17 protein-coding genes and 1 pseudogene are annotated in these 22,735 nt (G+C 71.1%); 13 read left to right on the forward strand and 5 right to left on the reverse strand.

The window, feature by feature from the left end:
- Positions 1-113 precede the first annotated feature (113 nt).
- Complete coding sequence (gene treY, locus ACFYRY_RS28000) at positions 114-2,489, reverse strand: malto-oligosyltrehalose synthase (protein WP_389151291.1); 2,376 nt, start codon at positions 2,487-2,489, stop codon at positions 114-116.
- 128 nt (positions 2,490-2,617) lie between these two features.
- The gene (glgX, locus tag ACFYRY_RS28005; RefSeq protein WP_389151294.1) at positions 2,618-4,735 is read right to left on the reverse strand and encodes a glycogen debranching protein GlgX; all 2,118 of its coding nucleotides are present in this window, start codon (positions 4,733-4,735) and stop codon (positions 2,618-2,620) included.
- Between the two features lie 198 nt (positions 4,736-4,933).
- Here glgX and ACFYRY_RS28010 point away from each other — a divergent pair, with 198 nt between their 5' ends.
- The 4 genes from ACFYRY_RS28010 to ACFYRY_RS28025 all read left to right on the forward strand — a co-directional run bounded on the left by ACFYRY_RS28010 (position 4,934) and on the right by ACFYRY_RS28025 (position 9,399).
- On the forward strand, positions 4,934-5,770 hold the full coding sequence (locus ACFYRY_RS28010; RefSeq protein WP_389151297.1) for a Tat pathway signal sequence domain protein: 837 nt from the start codon (positions 4,934-4,936) through the stop codon (positions 5,768-5,770).
- 55 nt (positions 5,771-5,825) lie between these two features.
- Positions 5,826-7,175 carry a copper amine oxidase gene (locus ACFYRY_RS28015; RefSeq protein WP_389151299.1) on the forward strand — a complete coding sequence of 450 codons (1,350 nt, stop codon included), beginning with the start codon at positions 5,826-5,828 and terminating at the stop codon, positions 7,173-7,175.
- A gap of 64 nt (positions 7,176-7,239) precedes the next feature.
- Complete coding sequence (locus ACFYRY_RS28020) at positions 7,240-8,529, forward strand: SAV2148 family HEPN domain-containing protein (protein WP_389151302.1); 1,290 nt, start codon at positions 7,240-7,242, stop codon at positions 8,527-8,529.
- A 147-nt stretch (positions 8,530-8,676) separates the two neighbouring features.
- Entirely contained in the window at positions 8,677-9,399 is a 723-nt protein-coding gene (locus ACFYRY_RS28025; protein ID WP_389151304.1) for a 3'-5' exonuclease, read from the forward strand.
- Between the two features lie 70 nt (positions 9,400-9,469).
- Here the strand turns inward: ACFYRY_RS28025 and ACFYRY_RS28030 are convergent, their stop codons facing one another.
- Positions 9,470-10,333: a phosphotransferase enzyme family protein gene (locus ACFYRY_RS28030; protein WP_389151307.1), complete on the reverse strand. Its 864-nt coding sequence runs from the start codon at positions 10,331-10,333 to the stop codon at positions 9,470-9,472.
- Positions 10,334-10,545: 212 nt separating this feature from the next.
- On the opposite strand from ACFYRY_RS28030, the gene ACFYRY_RS28035 reads away from it, so the two are divergent.
- Genes ACFYRY_RS28035 through ACFYRY_RS28045 form a run of 3 tightly spaced genes read left to right on the forward strand, consistent with a single transcriptional unit; the run spans position 10,546 to position 13,582 of the window.
- On the forward strand, positions 10,546-11,472 hold the full coding sequence (locus ACFYRY_RS28035; RefSeq protein ID WP_389151656.1) for a carbohydrate ABC transporter permease: 927 nt from the start codon (positions 10,546-10,548) through the stop codon (positions 11,470-11,472).
- Positions 11,469-12,302, forward strand: coding sequence for a carbohydrate ABC transporter permease (locus ACFYRY_RS28040; RefSeq protein WP_389151310.1), 834 nt, complete (start codon positions 11,469-11,471; stop codon positions 12,300-12,302). The genes ACFYRY_RS28035 and ACFYRY_RS28040 overlap by 4 nt, the downstream gene beginning before the upstream one ends.
- A complete protein-coding gene (locus tag ACFYRY_RS28045; RefSeq protein ID WP_389151313.1) occupies positions 12,302-13,582 on the forward strand; it encodes an ABC transporter substrate-binding protein in 1,281 nt (426 codons plus the stop codon). The genes ACFYRY_RS28040 and ACFYRY_RS28045 overlap by 1 nt, the downstream gene beginning before the upstream one ends.
- Before the next feature lie 16 nt (positions 13,583-13,598).
- Here ACFYRY_RS28045 and ACFYRY_RS28050 read toward each other — a convergent pair whose 3' ends face one another.
- Positions 13,599-14,531, reverse strand: coding sequence for a DUF3152 domain-containing protein (locus tag ACFYRY_RS28050; protein ID WP_389151315.1), 933 nt, complete (start codon positions 14,529-14,531; stop codon positions 13,599-13,601).
- Positions 14,532-14,671: 140 nt separating this feature from the next.
- On the opposite strand from ACFYRY_RS28050, the gene ACFYRY_RS28055 reads away from it, so the two are divergent.
- The 4 genes from ACFYRY_RS28055 to mgt all read left to right on the forward strand — a co-directional run bounded on the left by ACFYRY_RS28055 (position 14,672) and on the right by mgt (position 18,740).
- Complete coding sequence (locus tag ACFYRY_RS28055; protein ID WP_389151318.1) at positions 14,672-15,361, forward strand: response regulator; 690 nt, start codon at positions 14,672-14,674, stop codon at positions 15,359-15,361.
- 143 nt (positions 15,362-15,504) lie between these two features.
- Positions 15,505-16,947 (forward strand): sensor histidine kinase, encoded by a 1,443-nt coding sequence (locus ACFYRY_RS28060; RefSeq protein WP_389151658.1) that lies wholly within the window; start codon positions 15,505-15,507, stop codon positions 16,945-16,947.
- A complete protein-coding gene (locus tag ACFYRY_RS28065; protein WP_389151321.1) occupies positions 16,944-17,507 on the forward strand; it encodes a hypothetical protein in 564 nt (187 codons plus the stop codon). The genes ACFYRY_RS28060 and ACFYRY_RS28065 overlap by 4 nt, the downstream gene beginning before the upstream one ends.
- A 42-nt stretch (positions 17,508-17,549) precedes the next feature.
- Positions 17,550-18,740 (forward strand): macrolide-inactivating glycosyltransferase, encoded by a 1,191-nt coding sequence (gene mgt, locus ACFYRY_RS28070; RefSeq protein WP_389151324.1) that lies wholly within the window; start codon positions 17,550-17,552, stop codon positions 18,738-18,740.
- A 99-nt stretch (positions 18,741-18,839) separates the two neighbouring features.
- Here mgt and ACFYRY_RS28075 read toward each other — a convergent pair whose 3' ends face one another.
- Positions 18,840-21,086, reverse strand: coding sequence for an MMPL family transporter (locus ACFYRY_RS28075; protein WP_389151327.1), 2,247 nt, complete (start codon positions 21,084-21,086; stop codon positions 18,840-18,842).
- 172 nt (positions 21,087-21,258) lie between these two features.
- On the opposite strand from ACFYRY_RS28075, the pseudogene ACFYRY_RS28080 reads away from it, so the two are divergent.
- Positions 21,259-21,654 (forward strand): annotated as a pseudogene (locus tag ACFYRY_RS28080) (RNA polymerase sigma factor); the annotation flags it as partial.
- The gene (locus ACFYRY_RS28085) at positions 21,651-22,727 is read left to right on the forward strand and encodes a CU044_5270 family protein (RefSeq protein WP_389151329.1); all 1,077 of its coding nucleotides are present in this window, start codon (positions 21,651-21,653) and stop codon (positions 22,725-22,727) included. The pseudogene ACFYRY_RS28080 and the gene ACFYRY_RS28085, both read left to right, overlap by 4 nt.
- Positions 22,728-22,735 lie beyond the last annotated feature (8 nt).

The raw sequence follows: 22,735 nt of genomic DNA on the forward strand, positions 1-22,735 counted from the left end.
TGCATTCACCGGCAGCGGGTACGACGGCGGGTCCGGCCGTGGGCTCCGGCCGACGGCCGCGGAAGGCGACCCCTGTCCGGGAGCCGACGCCATCACCCGTACCGTCCCTCCGCCTACGCCTCCCTGGTGTCCTCCGTCTCTTCCCCGACCCGCTCCAACAGCGCCACCGGAAGCCGGTCGAAGAGCTCCGCCACGCTGGTGTGCCCCGTGAACTCCCGCCCCGGTGCCAGCACGTCGGCCCACCGCCCCGGCGGCAGCGGCAGCCGGGTGTCCCGCCAGCCGCCCGCCTCCGCCAGCCGCAGCGACAGCCGGGTCACGGCCGTCAGAGTCTCCCCGGAGCGCACGAACGCCAGGCAGTGACCCGCAGCGGGACCCTCGGCGGTCAGCGGCGCGTACGTCGCCGCGTCGCCGAAGACATCCGGCCGCCGCCCGCGCAACCGCAGCGCCGCCCGTGTCACCGCGGCCTTGTCGCCCGGGTCCTCAGGGGGAAACGGAACGGGCCGCCGGTTGTCCGGATCGACCAGCGCCCGGTACTCGCCCTCCGTGCCCTGGTACACGTCCGGCACGCCCGGCATCGTCAGCTGGACGAGGGCCGTGCCCAGCACGTTCGCCTGGATGTGAGGCTCCAGCGTGCTCCGGAACGCGGTGACCCGCTCGCCCGGCACCCCGCACGGCCCGGCCGCGACGAACGCCGCCACCGCCTCCTCGTACGAGGTTTCCTGCTCGGTCCAGCTCGTGTACAGCCCCGCCTCACGTACGTGCTTCAGCAGGGCGCTCTGGACCCGCTCCGCCGGAGCCGGGCCGAGCCCGAACACCGTCTGCCAGGCCGCCCACGCCAGCTGTGCGTCCGGCACTCCCTCCCCGGTGCGGGTCACCTCCGCCAGCACGTCCGCCCACCGCCCCGGGCACTCGGTGAGCACCGCGAGGGCCGCCCGGACGTCCGCGCTGCGCTTGGTGTCATGCGTCGACGCGACGGTGCCGCCGGCCGGCCAGTCGCGCTGCACGCGCGCGCAGTAGGCGTGGAAGTCCTCCGGGGACACCGCGGGGGCGCCGGGGTTGCCGCCCACCTCGGTCGCCGACAGCAGCGGCACGTAGCGGTAGAACGCCGTGTCCTCGACGGACTTGGCGCGCAGCGCCGACGAGGTCTGCGCGAACCGGGCCCGGAACTCGGCGTGCCCGGGCCCGTCGCCGTAGCGCCCCAGCAGCAGGTCCCGTACGACGTCGACCGCGCCGCCCTCCTCGGGGACCAGGAAGGCCGACCGGGCCTGCGCCGCCGCCTCCTCGGTGACGACCCGGGCCGCGTCCCCCGAGGAGTACGGCCGGTACACCTCCAGGCGTACCAGGAGCTCCTGGAGGGCGGTCCGCAGCGCCCAGGGAGCGCGGTCACGCAGCGCGGGCTCCGGAGAAGTGGCGCACAGGCGGCTCGCCACCCGGGTCAGCCGGTCCACCTCGGCCGCCAGCTCATGGGTGAGCACCTTGTACGCGGCCCGCCGCACGGTCGCCGCCCAGTCCCCGCCCCGGTCCGCCTGCGGGGCCGCGAAACGCCGGTACTGACCCAGCAGTTCCCCGGCCCCGGCCGGGTCCGCGAAGAGACCGTCGATGTGCCGCAGCGCGTCGTAGCCCGTGGTGCCCGCGACCGGCCAGGAGGCCGGCAGGTGCTCCCCGTCCGCGAGGATCTTCTCCACGACCGTCCAGCGACCGCCGGTCGCCTCGTGGAGCCGCTGGAGGTAGCCGTCGGGGTCCGCGAGGCCGTCGGGGTGGTCGATCCGCAGGCCGTCGACGACGCCCTCGTGCAGCAGCTGGAGGATCTTGGCGTGCGTCGCCTCGAAGACCTCCAGGTCCTCCACCCGCACCCCGATGAGTTCGGAGATGCTGAAGAACCGCCGGTAGTTGAGCTCGGTCCGGGCCAGCCGCCACCACACCGGGCGGTACCACTGGGCGTCCAGCAGCTGCGGAAGCGGCAGCTCCCCGGTGCCCTCCCGCAGCGGGAACACATGCTCGTAGTAGCGCAGGAGGTTCCCGTCGACCTCCAGGTGCTCGACCTGGGTGCCGAGCGGGCCCCCGAGGACCGGCAGCAGCACCTGGCCGCCCTGCGCCTCCCAGTCGATGTCGAACCACCGCGCGTACGGGGACTCGGGCCCCTCGCGCAGCACCTCCCACAGGGCGTGGTTGTGACGCGGGGCCGCCGCCATGTGGTTCGGCACGATGTCCACCACCAGACCGAGCCCGTGCTCGCGGGCGGTACGCGCCAGCGCCCGCAGCCCGTCCTCGCCGCCCAGTTCCTCGCGCACCCGCGCGTGATCCACCACGTCGTAGCCGTGCGTGGAGCCGGGAACCGCCTCCAGGACGGGGGACAGATGCAGGTGCGAGACCCCGAGCGAGGCCAGGTACGGCACGGCCGCGGCCGCCGCCGAGAACGGGAACTCGCGCTGCAGCTGCAACCGGTAGGTGGCCGTCGGCACCGCCGGGGCGGATCGCTCAGGTGTCATGCAGACCTACGTACCCGCCCTGCCGCCTTTCGTGTCATCACCACCGTCACTTGCCCCGCGCGCGTCCCGTCCGTCGCCCCGGGGGCACCGGACGGGACGCGCTGGGGAACCCGGTCCCAGCGGGGCGCCTAGACCGGCCGCTGCAGCACCATCATGCTCCGGTCCACCAGCGTCAGCCGGTCGCCGGCCTGCACCTTCGTGCCCGAGGCGGGCGGGACGGCGTCCGTGCGGGCGGTGTCGACCACCACCTCCCACTGCCGGCCGTGGCTGACGGGCACCACGAAGTCCAGCGTCTCGGGTGTGGCGTTGAACATCAGCAGGAACGAGTCGTCGGTGATGCGTTCCCCGCGCGGACCGGGCTCGGAGATCGCGTTGCCGTTGAGGAACACCGCCAGCGCCGGCGCCTGCGGCGAGTCCCAGTCCTGCTGGGTCATCTCCTCGCCCTGCGGAGTGAACCAGGTGATGTCCGACAGCTCGTCGGTGGTGCCCTCCACGGTCCGCCCGTGGAAGAAGCGCCGGCGCCGGAACACCGGATGGTCCTTGCGCAGGCCCACCATCGCGCGCGTGAAGTCCAGCAGCTCACGCCCGAGCCCCTCGGTGCCCGGCCACTCCACCCAGGCCAGCTCGCTGTCCTGGCAGTACGCGTTGTTGTTGCCGTGCTGGGTGCGCGCGACCTCGTCGCCGTGGCTGATCATCGGGACGCCCTGGGACAGCATCAGCGTGGCGATGAAGTTGCGCATCTGCCGGGCCCGCAGGTCCAGCACCGCCGGGTCGTCGGTCTCGCCCTCGACCCCGCAGTTCCAGGACCGGTTGTGGCTCTCCCCGTCCCGGTTGTCCTCGCCGTTGGCCTCGTTGTGCTTCTCGTCGTACGAGACCAGGTCACGCAGGGTGAACCCGTCGTGGCAGGTCACGAAGTTGATGGAGGCCAGGGGCCGCCGTCCGTCGTCCTGGTACAGATCGGACGAACCGGTCAGCCGGGACGCGAACTCCGCCAGTGTGCGTGACTCACCCCGCCACAGGTCCCGCACGGTGTCGCGGTACTTGCCGTTCCACTCCGTCCACAGCGGCGGGAAGTTGCCGACCTGGTAGCCGCCCTCGCCGACGTCCCACGGCTCCGCGATCAGCTTCACCTGCGAGACGATCGGGTCCTGCTGCACCAGGTCGAAGAACGACGACAGCCGGTCCACCTCGTGGAACTGCCGGGCCAGGGTCGCCGCGAGGTCGAACCGGAACCCGTCGACATGCATCTCGGTGACCCAGTAGCGCAGCGAGTCCATGATCAGCTGGAGCACGTGCGGGGACCGCATGAGCAGCGAGTTCCCGGTGCCCGTGGTGTCCATGTAGTAACGGGGATCGTCCGTCAGCCGGTAGTACTGCGGGTTGTCGAGGCCCTTGAAGGACAGCGTCGGGCCCATGTGGTTGCCCTCGGCGGTGTGGTTGTAGACGACGTCCAGGATGACCTCGATGCCGGCCTCGTGCAGCGCCCGCACCGCCGACTTGAACTCCAGGACCTGCTGGCCGCGGTCGCCCCAGGAGGCGTACGCGTTGTGCGGGGCGAAGAAGCCGATCGTGTTGTAGCCCCAGTAGTTGTTCAGCCCCAGGTCGACCAGACGGTGGTCGTTCACGAACTGGTGGACCGGCATCAGCTCCAGCGCGGTGACGCCCAGCTCGGTGAGGTGCTCGATGATCGCCGGATGGGCGAGGGCGGCGTACGTCCCGCGCAGTTCCTCCGGCAGCCCCGGGTGCCGCATGGTGAGGCCCTTCACATGGGCCTCGTAGATCACGGTGTGGTGGTAGTGGGTGCGCGGGCGCCGGTCGTCGCCCCAGTCGAAGTACGGATTGACCACGACCGACGTCATCATGTGCGGCGCCGAGTCCAGGTCGTTGCGCTTGTCGGGCTCGTCGAAGTGGTAGCCGTACACCTCCTCGCCCCAGCGGATCGCCCCGCTGATCGCCTTCGCGTACGGGTCGAGCAGCAGTTTCGCCGAGTTGCAGCGCAGACCGCGTTCGGGTGCGGACGGCCCGTGCACGCGGAAGCCGTAGCGCTGTCCCGGCATGATGCCGGGCACGTACGCGTGCCGGACGAACGCGTCGCTCTCCCGCAGTTCCACCGCCGTCTCCGAGCCGTCGTCGTGCAACAGACACAGCTCTACTCGGTCCGCGGCCTCGGTGAAGACCGCGAAGTTCGTGCCGGCGCCGTCGTACGTGGCGCCGAGTGGATACGCCTCTCCAGGCCAGACCTGCATGGATACGACTCTTTCAGGTGAGTGGGGCCGCCGGGTGCGCCTTGGTCATGAGTCTCCCCGAAAGTGAGGGAACCACCTATGACTTACGTCCCTCTTACCGGGCGACCAGTGCCCGCGGTGATCGATGACCACACCGCGAGCCGAAAAAAATGGGGCAGACACGTACTCCCGGGGATGTTGGGGGAGTAGGGGGAAGATGTGCGCAAGATAGTGCACCGCCACCTGGGCAAGGTGGTGGCCGGTGCGGCCATCGCGGTGGCCGGGACCGCCGTGATGGTCGGGATCACCCTGCCGGGCACGGCGGGGGCCGACGAGACCGGAGGCACCCAGGGGACCACCCGGGCCGGTCAGCAGGCCGCCGGCCAGGAGCCGGGCCAGGAGCAGGGACAGGGGCAGGGCGCGGTGGCGCCCGGAGTGGTGGAGCAGCCCGCCGCCGAGGGCGACAAGGGCACCGGCCGCGACCCGCTGACCGACGACGAGGTCACGCGCGTCGAGCAGATCGCCCTGAACAAGCAGCTGCGTGACACCAGCGAGGACGTCGAGGGCGACCGCGGCCCGCAGCGCCTCACCGTGGACCTCGCCGATCCCGAGGCCGCCGAGGTCGGCGACCCGGACGCGCCCAGGCGGGCCGACGTGACGTTCTACGACTACCGGGACGACACCCTCGTGTCCCGGACCGTCGACCTCGACAGCGGGAAGGTCGTGCGGACCGACACCCAGCGCGGCGTCCAGCCGCCGCTGAGCCGGGAGGAGAACGTCGAGGCGACGAACCTCCTGATCGCCGACCCGCTGGGCGCGGGACTGAAGGCGGACTACAAGGACGCCACCGGCAAGGCGCTCACCTCCGCCGACCAGCTGCTGGTGACCGGCGGGGTCTACCGGGCCACTCCGGGCGCCCAGCCCGCCGTACTGGACAAGTGCGGCGAGCACCGCTGCGTACGGCTGTTCCCGAAGATCAAGAACGGGTCGTGGATCGACGCCCGGACCCTGGTGATCGACCTGAGCGCCCGCAAGGTCGCCAAGCTCAAGGACTGAGCCACCCTCCGTCCACTCTTCGAACCCGCACCTCCTGCGAGGGAGTCATTTCTCCATGCACGTGAAGCGCTCCACCAGCGATGCCCGGCCGCCCAGAACCAGCCGGGCCCGCACCCGGGCCGCCGTCGGCCTGTCCGTGGCCGCACTGGCCGCCGGTGCGACCACCGGCGCCGGGCCGGCCGCCGCCCAGCCCGCCCAGCCGAAGACCGCCGCCGCGGCGGCCGCCGACTGCAGTGCCGCCTACCGCATCGAGCAGAAGCTCGACAGCGGTACGACCTGGCGGATGTGCTACCGCTACGACAACAAGGCCGGGCTCGTCCTGGAGAACGTCTCCTACCAGCCCAAGGACGAAAGCGCGCCGATCAAGGTCCTCAACAGCGCCCGGCTCGGTCAGATCCACGTCCCGTACGACGACGGGAAGAACGAGTACGACGACCTGACCGGCTTCAACTTCGCCCAGGGCCTGATGAACCTGGCGCCGGGCGAATGCCCCGGCGGCACCATCAAGACCGTCAAGGTCCCCGACCTCTGGACCTCGGACAACCCGAACGTCAAGGGTCTGTGCACCACCACCCGCTCCCGCGGCCACGCCTACCGCATGCAGGGCGACGCCGCGAACAAGGTCTACCAGGCCCAGGGCAAGGACCTGCTCGTCTACACGGTCAACCAGGTCGGCTGGTACGAGTACATGACCGAGTGGCGCTTCCAGGACGACGGCACGGTCACCATGAACGTGGGCGCGACCGGCAGCCTCTCCTTCGAGGACTACGACGCCGGCGACGGCCGCGGCTGGCCGATAGGCAAGGGCGCCGCCAAGGCGTCCGCCACCAGCCACAGCCACAACGTCTTCTGGCGGCTCGACTTCGGCCTCGACGGCTCGTCCAAGAACCGCGTCGAGCAGTACGACTCGGCGGTCACCGCGCCCGCCGCCGGCCAGCAGGCCCCGACCACCAAGACCACCCGCACCAAGGTCACCAAGGAACAGGCGGCCGACACCAAGGCCTACCGCTGGTGGCGGATGGTCAGCGAGTCCGGCAAGAACAAGGACGGGCACGCGCGGTCGTACGAGATCGTCCCCGGAACCAGCACCAAGTACCCGGGCCGTAATTTCACCAAGCACGACCTGTACTTCACCCAGTACAACAACTGCGAGCTGTTCGCCAGTAACAACCCGGGCAGTTGCGGTGGCAAGACCGTGGACAAGTGGGTCAACGGCCAGACCCTCACGCACCCGGTCGTCTGGATGAACGTGGGCTTCCACCACATCGCCCGGGACGAGGACCAGCAGCCCATGCCGATCCACTGGCAGGGATTCTCCATCGTCCCGAGGGACGTCACCGCTATGAATCCGCTCACTCCCGACGACCTGGCCTGGCAGAACGGTCACTGGCGGCCGCGTAGTTGAGAAACGACCCGTCCATCGGGCTGCACCGCCGACCGCTTGCGGAGTACTCTTCCTTGATCTTTGGATGGGGCCTGGAGCCCCGGGAGAGCTCGGGGGAGCGGAAGGCGGTGCACGGGTGGGCTCGGGAGGGCTGGAGCTGCCCCCTGGTGGCGAGAATCACCAGGGAGACTCCGCGGACGCCCCGCCCGGCACGGTGTCCCTGGCCCGGCCGATGGACGCGGGTGCCATCGGGCCGGAGCTGGACTGGGACGCCGATGCCTGGCGTGAGGTGCGCACCCGTGCCCAGCGGGCGGGACGCGCCTACATCTGGCTGAATCTCGTCGAACAGCGGCTGCGCGCCGTCGTGGCCGCCGTGCTGCGCCCCGTCTACGAACCCGTGCACAGCGACGACTGGGTGGTCGCCGCGGCCGGACCGGCCGGCCAGGAGTGGGTCCAGCGCGCGGTCGCGGTACGCGAGGTGAGCCGCCGCAAGGGCTATCTGCTCGACCCGGCCGACGACAACGTCCTCAGCTTTCTCACCCTTCCGCAGCTGCGGGAGCTGATGGTGCAGCACTGGCCCTGCTTCGAGCCGTACCTCGACGACCGCCGGGACGTCGAACTGGCGCTGGACGAGCTGGAGGTCACCCGGAACGTCGTCTCACGCAACCGCGCCCTGTCCGAGGCCGTCCTCAACCAGGCCGAGCGGGCCTCCGCCCGGCTCCTTGAGATGCTCGGCACCGGCGGCGACCTGCCTTCCGCACGCCGGCTGCCGGTGGACGCGGTCGAGAACCTCGTCGGCGAGAGGTACGCGGACGTGGTCGCGGTGCACTCCGACCGGGTGCGGCTGATGCGCCAGTTCCCCGCCGAGGACATCTTCGGCGACGCCCGCCGGCTGGACGCGGTGGGCATCGGCCTCAACCTGCTCGTGCAGAACTTCTCCGGCCGCCGGCTGGTGCGACTGGCCGAGACCGGCTGCCGGGTGCGACTGCTGTTCCTGAACCCGGCCTCCAGCGCGGTCAAGCGACGCGAGCGTGAACTCGGCCTCAAGCGGGGCGAGTTGAGCCGGGCCGTCGAGATGAACATCCTGCACATGCGCCGGGTCCGCTCCAAGCTGCGCGACCCCGGGGCCTTCGAGATCCAGGTCTACGACGAGACGCCCCGCTTCACGGCGTACCTGGTGGACGGTGACGGCTCGGACGGAATCGCCGTGGTGCAGTCCTATCTGCGGCGCTCGCGGGGGATGGAGGCACCGGTGCTGGTGCTGCGCGGCGGAAGCAGGCTGGTCAAACCGGGCGAAGCCGACGACTCCGGTCTCTTTCCCACGTACCGCGAGGAGTTCGAGACGGCTTGGGCTGATTCGCGGCCGGTGTCCTGAACTGAGCGGGCCCCGCTTGGGGTGGTTCGCTCGTCGGTGTCCCGAACTGTCCGCCCGCTGAGCGGAATGCGGTCCGCGGATTGTCAGTGGTGCGTGCGATCGTGGAAACCACTGGGGGAAAGCACCACCACGAAGGGGGAACCACCCATGGGCTGGCACCGCGAGCTGCTGATCGGCTTCGACCTGGAGACGACCGGGACCGATCCGCGCGAGGCGCGTATCGTCACGGGCGCCGTGATAGAGGTCAGGGCCGGGCAGCCCCTGGGGCGCCGGGAGTGGCTGGCGGATCCCGGTGTGGAGATCCCGCAGGAGGCCGTGGCGGTGCACGGCATCAGCAACGAGCGCGCGGCCACCGAGGGCAGGCCGGCCGACCAGGTCGCGGAGGCCATTGCGGACGTCCTGGTGACGTACTGGAAGACGGGGGTGCCGGTCGTCGCCTACAACGCGGCCTTCGACCTGACCCTGCTCTCGGCCGAGCTGCGACGCCACGGCCTGCTGTCGTTGCGTGAACGCCTGGGCGGCCTCGACCCCGCCCCGGTCGTCGACCCGTACACGATCGACCGCTGGGCCGACCGCTACCGCCGGGGCAAGCGCAACCTCGAAGCGGTCTGCCAGGAGTACGGCGTCGTCCTGGAGTCCGCCCACGAGGCCTCGGCCGACGCCCTCGCCGCCGCCCGGCTGGCCGGCGCGATAGCCGAGCGCCACGCCAAGGTCGCGGAGCTCGGCCCGGCGGAACTGCACCGCCGCCAGATCGAGTGGTACGCCGAGTGGGCGGCGGACTTCCAGAGCTTCCTGCGCCGCAAGGGCGACGCGGACGCGGTCGTGGACAGCGTGTGGCCGCTGCGGGAGTTGGCCGACGAGCCCGTGTGAGCCGGGGTGTCCTGTCCGGGGGGCGGGACGGCGGTCTCGCTCTGGGCCACAGGCGCGCCGGCCACAGACCTCAGAACGGGTACCACCGCACCGTCGGGTCCCCCTCGCGCAGCGACCTCACTCGCCGGTCGAACTCCGCCCGCGCCTTCGGGTTGCTGGGTGCGTGCTGGGCCACCCACGCACAACTCGCGGTCTCCCGGGCGCCCCTCAGCACCGAACAGCCCGACCACTCGCGCACATCCCAGCCGTACGCCTCGGTGAACGAGTCGTAGGCCGCGGCGGACATCCCGTAGCGGTCGTGGGAGAGGGCCATGACGACCAGGTCGTGTTCGCGCAGGTCCGAGGAGACGGTCTCCAGGTCGACGAGGACCGGGCCGGACGGTCCGACGTGGACGTTGCGGGGGAGGGCGTCGCCGTGGATCGGCCCCGGGGGCAGTCGTGGGGTCAGCGCGGCGGCGGCCGACGCGAAACCGTCGCGGCGTTCGCGCAGGTACGCCGCGTCCTCCGGGTCGATCGCCGCGCCCGCGAGCCGCAGCCACCGCTCCACCCCGTCCAGCAGGTCGCGCGGCGGCAGCTCGAAGGAAGGGGCGGGCAGGGCGTGCACCACGCGGAGGAGTTCGGCCAGATCTCGGGGCTCGGCGGGGCGTACGGGCTCGGGCAGGCGGTGCCACACGGTCACCGGATGGCCCTCGACCGACAGCGCCTCGGGGCCCGCCGCCCGTACCGCCGGCACGTCCTGCTCGGCGAGCCACACCGCGACGGCCAGTTCCCGGCGTGCCCGGTCGAGGAGTTCGGCGTCGCGGCCCACCTTGACGACCAGGTCACCGGCGGCGAACACGGCGTTCTCGCCCAGGGCGAGCAGCCGCGCGTCCCCGGCCCGGCCGGGCAGTACCCCCGCCGCGGCCAGTACGTCCCGCGCCCGTGCCTCGTCCATCGTCCGCCTCCGTGCCGTCGTCCGTACCGGGTCGCCCCACGGTTCCGGACGGTGTCGAGTTCCCGCCATCCGCCGGCCAGTGTCGCATTCGCACAGGTCGGACCGGTGTGCGCGGTGCCTTGACGGGGCAGAGCCGCTTCACGACCATGACCGGGGCCCACCGGGCCCGGATGCGTCACGAGCCGTGCGAAGGAGCCGATCACGTGACCGTGATGACCGCGACGAAGCGGTCGGCGCAGGGCGCCGGGCGCGCCGACGGGGGCTTACGGCCGCCCGACCGCGGGGCCTGGTTCCTGGTGCTGCCCGCGCTGATCCCGATCCTGGTGCTGAGCGTGGGCCCGCTGCTCTACGGGATCACGCTGGCCTTCACCGACGCCCAGTCGGGGCGGACCGAGCCCACGGAGTGGATCGGCGGGCTCAACTTCCAGGATCTGCTGCACGACACGCTGTTCTGGGAGTCGTTCCGCATCGGCCTGGTCTGGGCGGTCGGGGTGACCGTCCCGCAGTTCCTGCTCGCGCTCGGACTCGCCCTCCTGCTCGACCAGGACCTGAGGCTGCGCTGGCTGGCCCGCGCCCTGGCGATCATCCCGTGGGCCATGCCCGAGGTCGTCGTCGGTGTGATGTGGCGGCTCGTCTACAACCCGGACGCGGGCGTTCTCAACGAGACCCTGCGCGACCTCGGTCTCGGTGACGGCCGCGACTGGCTCAGCGGCCTCGGGACCGCCCTGCCCGCGGTGATCGTGGTCGGCGTCTGGGCGGGCATGCCGCAGACCACGGTCGCGCTCCTCGCCGGCCTGCAGAGCACCCCGCGCGAACTCCACGAGGCGGCCGCGATGGACGGGGCCGGTGCGTGGCGGCGCTTCTGGACGGTCACCTGGCCCGCCCTGAGACCGGTCGCGCTCGCGATCACCGCCCTGAATTTCATCTGGAACGTCAATTCCTTCGCCCTGGTCTACGTCCTGACCAGCGGAGGGCCCGGCGGCCGGACCCGCCTGCCCATGCTCTTCGCCTACGAAGAGGCCTTCCGTTACGGCCAGTTCGGTTACGCGGCGGCGATGGGCTGCGTGATGGTCGCCGTGATCTCGGTGCTGCTGGCCCTGTTCCTGGTGGGCCGCCTCAGGGGAGGGGACGACGCGTGAGGACCAGTACAGGCGGCCGGGTCGGCCAGTACGCGGCCCTGCTCGGATATCTCGTCTTCCTCGCCTTCCCCTTCCTCTGGCTGGTCTCCACCGCCTTCAAGTCACCCCGGGAACTGGGCAGTCCGCACCCCACCTGGATCCCACGGGACCCCACCCTCGACAACTTCCGCCAGGCCTTCGACGAACAGCCACTGCTGCGCGCCGCGGGCAACTCCCTGCTCGCCGCGCTCGGCGCCGCGCTGATCGCCGTACTGATCGCGACGCCGCTGGCGTACGTCATGGCCCGCCACCGCACCCGGCTCGCCAGGGCCGCCACGGGCTGGGTGGTCGTCAGCCAGGCGTTCCCCCTGGTGCTGGTGATCATCCCGCTGTTCCTGGTGCTGAAGGAGCTGCGCCTGATCAACTCCCTGGCGGGGCTGGTGCTGGTGTACGTGGTGTGGGCGCTGCCGTTCGCGCTGTGGATGCTCGTCGGGTACGTGCGTGCCGTGCCCGCCGAACTGGAGGAGGCGGCGGCGGTGGACGGGGCCGGGCGGCTGCGGACGCTGGTGTCGGTGACGGCGCCCCTGCTCGCGCCGGGGATCGTGGCGACGGGCCTGTTCGCGTTCATCACGGCGTGGAACGAGTTCTTCTTCGCGCTGGTGCTGTTGAAGACGCCGGAGAAGCAGACCCTGCCGGTCGTCCTCACCCACTTCATCGGCGCGGAGGGCGTCGCCGACCTGGGCCCGCTGGCCGCGGCGTCCTTCCTGGCCACCCTGCCCTCACTGGTCGTCTTCGCGATCATCCAACGACGGATCACGGGAGGCATGATGGCCGGGGCGGTGAAGAGCTGATGCGCGTCAAGATCGCCGGCGTCCTCGCGCTGGCCCTGCTGCTCGCCGGCTGCACCGGCGACGACAGCGGTTCGCGGGACGGCCGTGTCACCCTCCGCTTCCAGTCCCTGGCCTGGCAGCAGGAGTCCGTCGAGGCCAACCAGGACCTGGTCGAGGAGTGGAACGCCGCACACCCGGACGTCAAGGTCGAGTACGTCCAGGGGAGTTGGGACAGTGTCCACGACCAGCTGCTCACCTCCTTCGAGGGCGGTGAGGCGCCCGACATCATCCACGACGCCTCGGACGACCTCGCCGACTTCGCGTACGGCGGCTACCTCGCCGATCTCACCGACCTGCTGCCCGAGCGGCTCAGGTCGGACATCCCGCAGCGCAGTTGGGACACGGCGACCTTCGGGGACGGGATCTACGGCGTCCCCTTCTTGCAGGAGCCGCGGGTGCTCATCGCCGACTCGGCCCGGCTGAAGGAGGCGGGCGTACGCATTCCCACCCCCGAACACCCGTGGAGCTGGCCGGAGTTCAGACGGATCACCGAGCGGCTCAGCGGCGACGGCCGGTACGGCGTGGCCTGGCCGCTCAAGGAACCCGTCTCCGCCACCCTCAACCTGTCCCTGTCGGCGGGCGGACAGCTCTTCCACCGGGGCGCGGACGGCAAGATGACCGTCCGCTTCGGGACCGGCGACGCGGTGGTGCCGCGCACCATCCACGACCAGGCCGAGATCGACGGCAGCGCCTCGCCGACCACCCTCGGCAGCGGCGGCTCGGACACCCTGCCCGGCTTCTTCGGCGGCACGTACGCGATGGTCCCGCTCGGCTTCTCGTACCGCCAGCAGATCACCCAGCAGGCGCCGAAGGGCTTCGCCTGGCAGGTGCTGCCCGCCCCGGCCGGCGCCGACGGGCTCACCCAGGGGGTCAGCCCGCAGACCCTGTCCGTCGCCGAGGACAGTCCGCACAAGAAGGAGGCCGCCGAGTTCATCGACTTCCTGCTCCGGCCCGAGAACATGGTCCGGCTCGCCCTGGGCGACTGGATGCTGCCCACCGGCACCCAGGCCCTGAACGATCCCGCCCTGCACACCGCGAAGGACGGCTGGGCCACCGGCACCGCCCTCGCCGCCCATCTGCGCCCGGCGCCCGCGCAGTCCGTACGCGGCTACCCGGAGTGGAAGGACAAGGTGGCCACACCCGCCTTCCAGGAGTACTACAGCGGCGCGATCGACCTCGGTGAGCTGCGTCGACGCCTGGAGGAGGACGGCAACCTGGTGTTGGCCCGCTACCAGCGCTGAGCGTCGCGAGCCCGGATCAGGAAACGCCGGGTCCCGTGATGTAGCGGCCCTTCTCGTCGTACGGCCAGACGTTCGGCACACAGCCGTGCATGCCCTTGATCTGCTGCATCATCGCGGGCGCCGGCTGTCCCGGGCCGGGACAGCCGACGTGGCCGTGCTTGAGGAAGTGGCCGACCTCGTGGTTGACGATCAGTCCGCGGTAGGACGTGACGTCCTTGGCGTAGACGGGAGTCGCCAGCAGCCAGCGCTTGAGGTTGACCATCACGTTCTGGCTCACGCTGCAGTTGAGCTCACCGCCGGTGTCCAGCCCGTACTGTCGGCAGATCTTGTCCACCGTCCCGGGCGTGGCGACCCGGACGGCGAAGTCGGTGGTGCCGCTCGACACGCGCCGGAACGCGGTGTGGCCGTCCGCCGTCCATCCGCGCCGGTCGGCCAGGATGTCCTCCACCTGCTCGGCGACGTCCGCGGCGGACAGGTCGAGGCCGTCCTCGACATCGACCCGGTATCGCAGGACGTTGCCCTTGCCCACCGTGTCGCTGCCACCGGACGCGGTGGTGAACGTCCCCGGCCCCGACAGCGGGATGGTGGGCTGCGAAGGCCGGTCGGACGAACGGGACGAGGAACCAGGCGAACCAGGCGAACCCGACGACGAGCCAGACGAACCGGCGGACGAACTGCCGGACGGACGGGACGGCTTGGTGTCGGAGCTGTGTGTCGGCCGAGCCGAGGCGGCGTCGGACTCCGCGTGTTTCGTGGGCGCGGACCGGGCGTCGGGGTGGGTGCCGCCACCGGGCGACGCCCAGCCCACGGCCGCGAACCCGGCGGCGCCCAGGACGGTCAGCGCGGCCAGACCTCCCCACAGCCGCCCCTTCCGTCCGCGCGGGGAGGCGTGTGACGGGCCACTCCGACGACTGCGGCTGTTGGAAGAAGTTGCTTTGCGAGCGGTCATGGTTGGTCAGATTGTGACCGCGATGTGATCGGTTCGGGTTTGAATGGTAACGAAAAAGTAACGACGCGTGGGGTGTCAGCCTATGTGATCATCCGGTAACAGAGTCCCGAACAAGCTGACGACGTACGGATACTGAGCGCATGCCACGCGTTCTGCTGATCGAAGACGACCGTGCCGTGCGGGAGGGGGTCGACCTCGCCCTGCGCCGCCAGGGACACGAGGTCGCCGCCGCCGAGACCGGCGAGGAGGGGCTGGAGCGGCTGCGGTCCTTCCGGCCGGACGTCGTGGTGCTGGACCTGATGCTGCCCGGTATCTCCGGCCTGGACGTGTGCCGGGGGATGCGCGCCCTCGACCAGACGCTGCCGATCATCATGGCGACCGCACGGGGCGACGACGAGGACATCGTCGTCGGGCTGGAGGCCGGAGCCGACGACTACGTGGTCAAACCCGTGCAGGCCAGGGTGCTGGAGGCCCGCATCCGCGCCGTTCTGCGCCGGGCGGCCGGGGTGCCCGCCGACGGGGGCATACCGAAGATCGACACCTATGGGGACCTGTCCATCGACCGGGCGGGACTCTCGGTCACCCGGCAGGGCGCACGCGTCGCCCTCGCGCCCTCCGAACTGAGGCTGCTGCTCACCCTGTCCGCCTCGCCCGGCCAGGTGTTCAGCCGGCAACAGCTCCTGGAGGCGGTCTGGGAGCACAGCTATCACGGGGACGCGCGCCTGGTGGACGCCTGCGTCAAACGGCTGCGCGCCAAGATGGGCGAACCGCCGCGCGAGCCCCGCTACATCCAGACCGTGCGCGGCTTCGGCTACCGGTTTGCCCGGTGAGGGGCCGACTGCGGCGTTCGGCGAAGGCCTCGGGAAAGCCCCCGACGGCCTCGGCGACGTCATCGGAGGGGGCCCCGGACACGCGCCCGGTTCGGCGTAGGGTGCGGGACCGGATCAGGGCACCCCAACTGCGTGGGCTGCGGATGCGGTTGGTCGTGGCCTTCGCGCTGGTCGCCGCCCTCACCGCCGCATCCACCGGGGCGCTGACCTTCCGTGAGGCGCGCACCGGCGTGCTCCAGCAGGGCCAGGACACCGTGATCAAACTTCTGCGCACCCAGGTCGACCAGCTCGCCCCCGACCTGGCCTTCCCGCCGGACCAGGCCGGACTGCAGCGGTTCGCCTCCGGCGTGGCCCGCGGCGAGTCCGCCGGGACCTGGCGCGTCCTCGTCGCGTACGGCGACCTCAGTGCCACCTCGATGCCCGGCGACCGGTTCGAGGAGCGGACACCCGCCCTGCGCCGGGCCGTCGACTCCAGCACCGCCACCGTCTTCCAGCGAGTGGCCCGCGGCGACCGCACCGTTCTGGTCGTCGGTATGTCCGTCGCCTTCGCCACATCCGACACGGGGTGGATCAACCCCTCGGGAGTCCAGGTGTTCCTGGCGGTGCCGCAGACCACGGAGCGGGCGTACATCGACGCCCTGGTCACCGCCGTCGAACGGGCCACGATTCCCTCCCTGGCCCTCGCCGTGCTGCTCGCGCTGCTCGCCGCGCGCGGGGTGCTGCGGCCGGTACGGGCACTGCGCAGCGCCACCCGCAGCATCGCCGAGGGCCGGCTGGACACCCGGCTCGCCGTCGACGGTTCGGACGAACTCGCCGATCTGTCGCTCACGTTCAACGAGACGGCCGCAGCGCTCGAGGGGTCGGTGGCCGAACTGCGCGGCATGGAGGCCAGGGCCCGCCGTTTCGCCGCCGACGTCTCGCACGAGCTGCGCACCCCGCTGGCCGCGATGTCGGCGGTCACCGATGTCCTCGACGAGGACGCCGCCCGGCTCGACCCGGACACCGCCACCGCCGTCCGGCTGATCAGCGAGGAGACGGTGAAGCTGACCCGGCTGGTGGACGACCTGATGGAGATCTCCCGCTTCGACGCGGGCGCGGCCGTGCTGCACCTGGACCAGATCGACCTCGCCGAGTCGCTGCGCCGCACCCTTGCCGCCCGCGCCTGGACCGACGTGGTCGGCACCGACCTGCCGCCCCCCGACACCCTGCGCGCGACCGTCGACCCGCGTCGGCTGGACGTCGTCGTGGCCAACCTGGTCGGCAACGCCCTGCGCCACGGCGGCCGCCCGGTACTGCTGCGGCTGCGGGAGCAAGGCGGGGCCGGACCTGTGCGACGGGCCGTCGTCGAGGTGCTGGACAGCGGACCCGGCATCCCCGCCGATGTGCTGCCGCACGTTTTTGAACGCTTCTACAAGTCGGACGCCGCCCGCACCCGCACCGAGGGCAGCGGTCTGGGCCTCGCGATCGCCGCCGAGAACGTCCGGTTGCACGGGGGTACGGTCCGCGCCGCGAATCGGCCCGAGGGTGGAGCCGTCTTCACCGTGGAACTGCCGCTGCGCGGACCGTCCGAAGAGAGCTGGTCATGAAAAGCGCCCTGGTTCGCCGTGTGTCGCCGCTCCTTCTGCTGCCGGCCGTGCTCACCGCCTGCGGCATCCCCGCCACCGACGTGGTCGAGGCGGGCGGCCCGGCGAGCGGGATCGAGGCCAGGGTGCGGGTGTACTTGGTGGTCGACGGCGGGCTGTTCGGCGTAAATCGCTCTGTCGACGGCCGGGTGGACGTGCGGACGGCCATGGATGCGCTGCTCCAGGGGCCGACCGACCAGGAGAGCGTGAAAGGTGTCACGACTGAGCTGCCCTCGCAGGTCGCCCTGCTTCCGACGGCCGTGCCCGCGGACGGCGCGGCCCCGGCCCCGACGAGGGTCGGCACAGACGGCTTCGTGACGGTGCGGACCAGCGACGACGCCGTCCAGCTCTCGGTGATCGCGGAGATGGACGGCAGGAACCTCGGAGTGGCGCAGCTCATCTGTACGGCCCTGGAGACGCAGCGGATCGCCTCCCCCGGGGTGCCCCCGAAGCAGGTGTCCCTGACCCAGCCGGACGGCGTCCGTACGGAGGGGGCGGATGTGGACTGCCCGGGCGAGGGCTAATCGCATTGTACGAGACGGCTCGTCTCGTCTAGGGTCGTCCCCATGACCAGTCCTGCTCACATCGCCATGTTCTCCATCGCCGCCCACGGCCATGTGAACCCGAGCCTCGAAGTGATCCGGGAGCTGGTGGCGAGGGGGCACCGGGTCACCTACGCGATTCCACCCCTGTTCGCCGAGAAGATCGCCGCAGTCGGAGCCGAGGTCAAGCCGTGGCACTCGACGCTGCCCGGCCCCGACGAGGACCCGTCGGCCTGGGGCTCCGTTCTGCTGGACCACGTGGAGATCTTCCTGGCGGACGCGATCCAGGCGCTGCCGCAGCTCGCCGACGCGTACGAGGGCGACGAGCCCGACCTCGTGCTGCACGACATCACCGCGTACCCGGCCCGGGTCCTCGCGCACCGCTGGGGCGTGCCCGCGATCTCCCTGTCGCCGAACCTCGTCGCCTGGGAGGGCTACGACAAGGAGGTCGCCGAAGCGATGTGGGCTGAGCCGAAGAGCACCGAACGCGGAAAGGCCTACCTCGCCCGTTTCCACGCCTGGCTGGAGGAGAACGGAATCACCCTGCACCACGATGACTTCGTCGGCCGCCCGGACCGCTCCCTCGTGCTGATCCCGAGGGCGTTGCAGCCGAACGCCGACCGGGTCGACGAGAGCGTGTACAGCTTCGTCGGCGCCTGTCAGGGCGACCGCACGGCCGACGGGGAGTGGCACCGCCCCGCCGACGCCGAGAAGGTGGTCCTCGTCTCGCTGGGGTCGACCTTCACCCAGCAGCCGGCCTTCTACCGGGAGTGCGTCAGGGCCTTCGGCGACCTGCCCGGCTGGCACGTCGTCCTCCAGGTCGGCAGGCACGTCGACCCCGCCGAACTCGGGGACCTGTCGAGCAACGTCGAAGTACGGTCCTGGGTGCCGCAGTTGGCGATCCTGAAGCAGGCCGACCTGTTCGTCACGCACGCCGGTGCGGGCGGCAGCCAGGAGGGCCTGGCCACGGCCACCCCGATGATCGCCGTACCGCAGGCCGTGGACCAGTTCGGCAACGCGGACGTGCTCCAGTCGCTCGGCGTGGCCCGTCACCTCCCCGCGGAGGAGGCGACCGCCGAGGCGCTGCGGGCAGCCGCCCTCGCCCTGGTGGACGACCCGGAGGTGGCCCGGCGACTGAAGGCCGTCCAGGCGGAGATGGCCGAGGAGGGCGGCACCCGGCGCGCGGCCGACCTCATCGAGGCCAAGCTGCCGTAGGGGGTGTCCGCCCCCTGAGACCACGCACGGCAGAGGGCCCGTTGGCACCCCGGTGACCAACGGGCCCTCAGTCATGGAGGGTTCACCTCTCCAGGGGGATCAGACCCCCAGCCGCTCACCCTCGTCGTCGCGCACCGCCGGGCGGACCACGTCCTCGGGCGCCTCGTCATGGGTGAGGTCCGGCAGCCGGTGCAGCCACTTCGGCAGGTACCAGTTGCGCTCGCCGAGCAGCGCCATCACGGCCGGCAGCAGCACACCCCGGATGATCGTCGCGTCGATGAGCACCGCCGCCGCGAGGCCGACACCCATCTGCTTCATCGACTGCATGGACAGCGTCCCGAAGATCGCGAAGACGGCGACCATGATGACCGCGGCACTGGTCACGACACCCGCCGTGGTGACCACTCCGTGCTGGATGGCCTCGTTCGTCGTACGGCCCCGCAGCCGCGCCTCACGGATTCGCGAGACCACGAAGACGTGGTAGTCCATCGACAGGCCGAACAGGATCACGAAGAGGAACAGCGGCAGCCAGGTCACGATCGCGCCGACGCCCTCCGCGCCCACCAGTGAGGCACCCCAGCCGTGCTGGAAGACGGCGACGAGAATGCCGTAGGCGGCGCCCACCGACAGCAGGTTGAGCACGATCGAGGTGATCGCGATCGTCAGCGAGCGGAACGACAGCAGCATCAGCAGGAAGGCGAACACCACGACGAAGGCGAAGACCGGCGCGACCGAGCCGATCAGCTGGTCGTTGAAGTCCTTGTTGCCCGCGACCTCTCCGGTGATCGGCGCCTGCACTCCGTCGACCTTGCCGAGCGTCGCCGGCCGTACCTGGTCACGCAGCTTGACCAGACTCGCGCCCGCCTTGTCCTGGTCGGAGCCGCCGACCAGCGGGACGTACACGAAGGCCACGTTCTGCGCGTCGTGCAGCTTGATCTCGACCGGGCCGCGCGAGGCGCCCGAGCTGACCGCCTGCTCCTTGAACTCCTCCAACGCGTCGCGCACGTCGGCGGCGTTGATGTCCTCCGCCCTGACCACGACCGTGGCCGGCCCCGAGCCGCCCGGGAACGCCTCGTTGACACGGTTGTACGTCTGCACGATGGGCAGCGAGTCGCCGAACTCCTTGTCCAGGGTCAGGTTCTGGGTCTTCATGCCGACCGCGGGCGCCGCGATGGCGAGCAGCGCGCCGGCCGCGACCAGGACGGAGACCCACGGCTTGGCGAGCACCCCCTTCAGGACCGCCGACCAGAACCGGCTGCCGTTGCTGCCGTTGTTGCGCCGCTTGAGGAAGGGGATACGGCCCTTTTCCACCCGGTGGCCGAGCAGCGACAGCAGTGCCGGGAGAACGGTCACCGAGCCGACCATGGCGACCGCGACCACCATCAGGGAGGCCAGGCCCATCGCCTCGAAGGTGGCGAGCCCGGTGAAGAGCATGCCCGCCATCGCCACGCACACCGTGACACCGGAGACGATCACTGCCCGGCCGCTGGTCGCCGCGGCGATCCGGAGAGCGGTTTCCGGGTCCCGTCCCGCCTCCCGCTCCTCGCGCTCGCGGCGTAGGTAGAACAGGCAGTAGTCGACGCCCACGGCGAGGCCGACCAGCAGCATCACGGAGCTGGAGGTGTTGTCCATCGGCTGGAGGTGGCTGACGATACCCATCAGACCCGTGGTCGCGATGATCGCGGTGAGCGCGAGCGCCACCGGCAGCAGCGCCGCGACCAGCGCGCCGAACGCGATCAGCAGGATGCCCAGCGCCACCGGCACCGCGGAGTACTCGGCCTGCTGGAAGTCGTCGCCGAACGCGTCGTCGAACGTCTTGTTCATGCTGGCGCCGCCGATCTCCTCGATCCACAGCGAGGAGTGCTCCTTCTGTACGCCCTCGACGGCCTTCAACACCGGTTCGACCCGGTCGCCGGCGGTGTCGGAGTCGCCGCGCATGTCGAACCGCACGAGCGCGCTGCGGCCGTCCCGCGAAATCGTCTTCGTGTCGTACGGCGAGGTCACGTCGGTGACCTGGCCGGTCCCCTCGACGGCCTTCATGACGGAGTCGACGGCGGTCCGGAAGTCGGCGTCGGTCGCCTTGCCCGAGCCGCCCCGTGCCTGGACCAGAACGGTTTCCCCGGCCGGTTCCTCGATCCCCGCGTCCTCGATGATCTTGGCTGCGGTGTGGGTCTCGCCGCCGAGCTGGTCGCTGTCCTTGACCTCGACCGTGCCGGCCGCCGAACCGAGCCCCATCGCCAGGACCACGAACAGCACCCAGATCCCCACGGCAGCCCATCGGTGCCGGGCACTCCAGCCGCCGGCCCGCGCGGCCAGGCCCCGCACCCGCGTATCTCCGTTCCCCATGATGGGCTTGCCCCCTCGTGAGCGGTGACAGCCCCCTGCCGCCACCTTTCACTTCGAAGGTATGACGCGGATAAACCCGTCACCTCGTGCTGCTCGGTGAGCTCCCACTGGCCGGAATCATCCTCCCGGTGACCGCCTCTCCCCACTGGGTAGGACGACGGCCCCCTACATCTACCGGGGTGCCCGGTCCGCCGGCGGAGCCCGGCTTGGGCATGGCCGAGAATCTGTCGAACACGTCACAGGTCTCCGAAGTGGGCAGACCGCCTCACGCGTGGACGACCGGCGCCGGATCAGCGCCACGCTGACCGCCCTCAGCGCCCTCAAGCTGCCCGAGCGCGAGGTCCTGACGCTGTGTCTGTGGGAGGGCATGGAGTACGCCGAAGCCGCTCGCGCCCTCGGCATCCCCGTCGGCACCGTCCGCTCCCGGCTGTCTCGCGCCCGCGGCAAGCTGCGCGGACTCGCCGACGCCGAACTGCTCCGAAAGAAACGGGAACCCACCACCCCGGACCGGCAGACAACAGGTGATCGCGGATACGTGATCCGGTCCGCACAGGAAGGAAACCGATGAACGCCAGCCCCTCCCAGCCGCACCCGGCTGAGTGGACGGAGACCCAGGGACTCCTGCCCTCCGTCGAGCGGGACCTGCCGGCGGGCCGCCACCAGTTCCACAAGGAGCAGATGATGGCCCAGATCCACGACGACCTCCGCACCGACCGCACCAGCGCCCGCCCGGCCCCCGCCCCGCGGCGCCGCAACCCGTTCCTGCGCCGCGCGATCCTGCTGCCCGCGGGAGCCTTCGCCCTGGCCGGCGCGGTCGTGGCCGGTCTCGCCCTGTCCGGCGGCAACGACGACGGCGGCAAGACCGACCTGGCCACCGGACCCGCGCTCACCACCCGGGTCGGCGCCGCCGACCCCAAGGGCGCCCCCCAGCTGCTCGACCGCATCTCCCTCGCCGCCGCCGACACCTCCGCGCCCGCGGTGCACGACGGCCAGTTCGTCTACATCGCCTCGAAGGTGGCCAGTACGTACCCCAAGACCGTCGACGACAAGACCACGGTGGTCAGCCAGAAGCTGCACGACCGTCGGGTCTGGATGTCCCCCGACGGGAAGGACGGCTGGCTGATCGAAGCGGGCGAGACCAGCGACGAGGGCATGACCCTGGCGGGGCCGAACCCGGTGAGCTCGGCGTACAACCTCCTGGCCAAGCTGCCGACCGACCCCGACGCGCTGCTGCGGCACATCTACCAGGTGTCGGACGCCGACCGGGACCCCGAAGTCCCCCGTGATCAGGCGGCCTTCGTCGCGATAGGCGACCTGCTGGCCGAGAGCTACCCGCCCGCGGACCTCACCGCCGCCCTCTACAAGGCCGCCGCCAAGATCCCCGGGGTCGTCACCGTGGACGACGCGGTCGACGCCACGGGCCGTCACGGGATCGCGGTGGCACGGCAGAACGACACCGACGGCCAACGCACCGAGTGGATCTTCGACAGGAAGACCCTGGAGCTGCTCGGCGAGCGCACCGTCCAGGTCAAGGCCGATAAGGACGGGGAGTTCAAGGCCGGCACCGTCGTGTTCACCAGCGCGATCACCCAGCGCGCGGTCGTCGACGGCAACAAGCAGCAGCCCGGGAAGGCCGGCTGACGCCTGAG

Source organism: Streptomyces sp. NPDC005263 (genome assembly GCF_042872365.1).
In the GTDB taxonomy this organism is placed as follows: domain Bacteria; phylum Actinomycetota; class Actinomycetes; order Streptomycetales; family Streptomycetaceae; genus Streptomyces.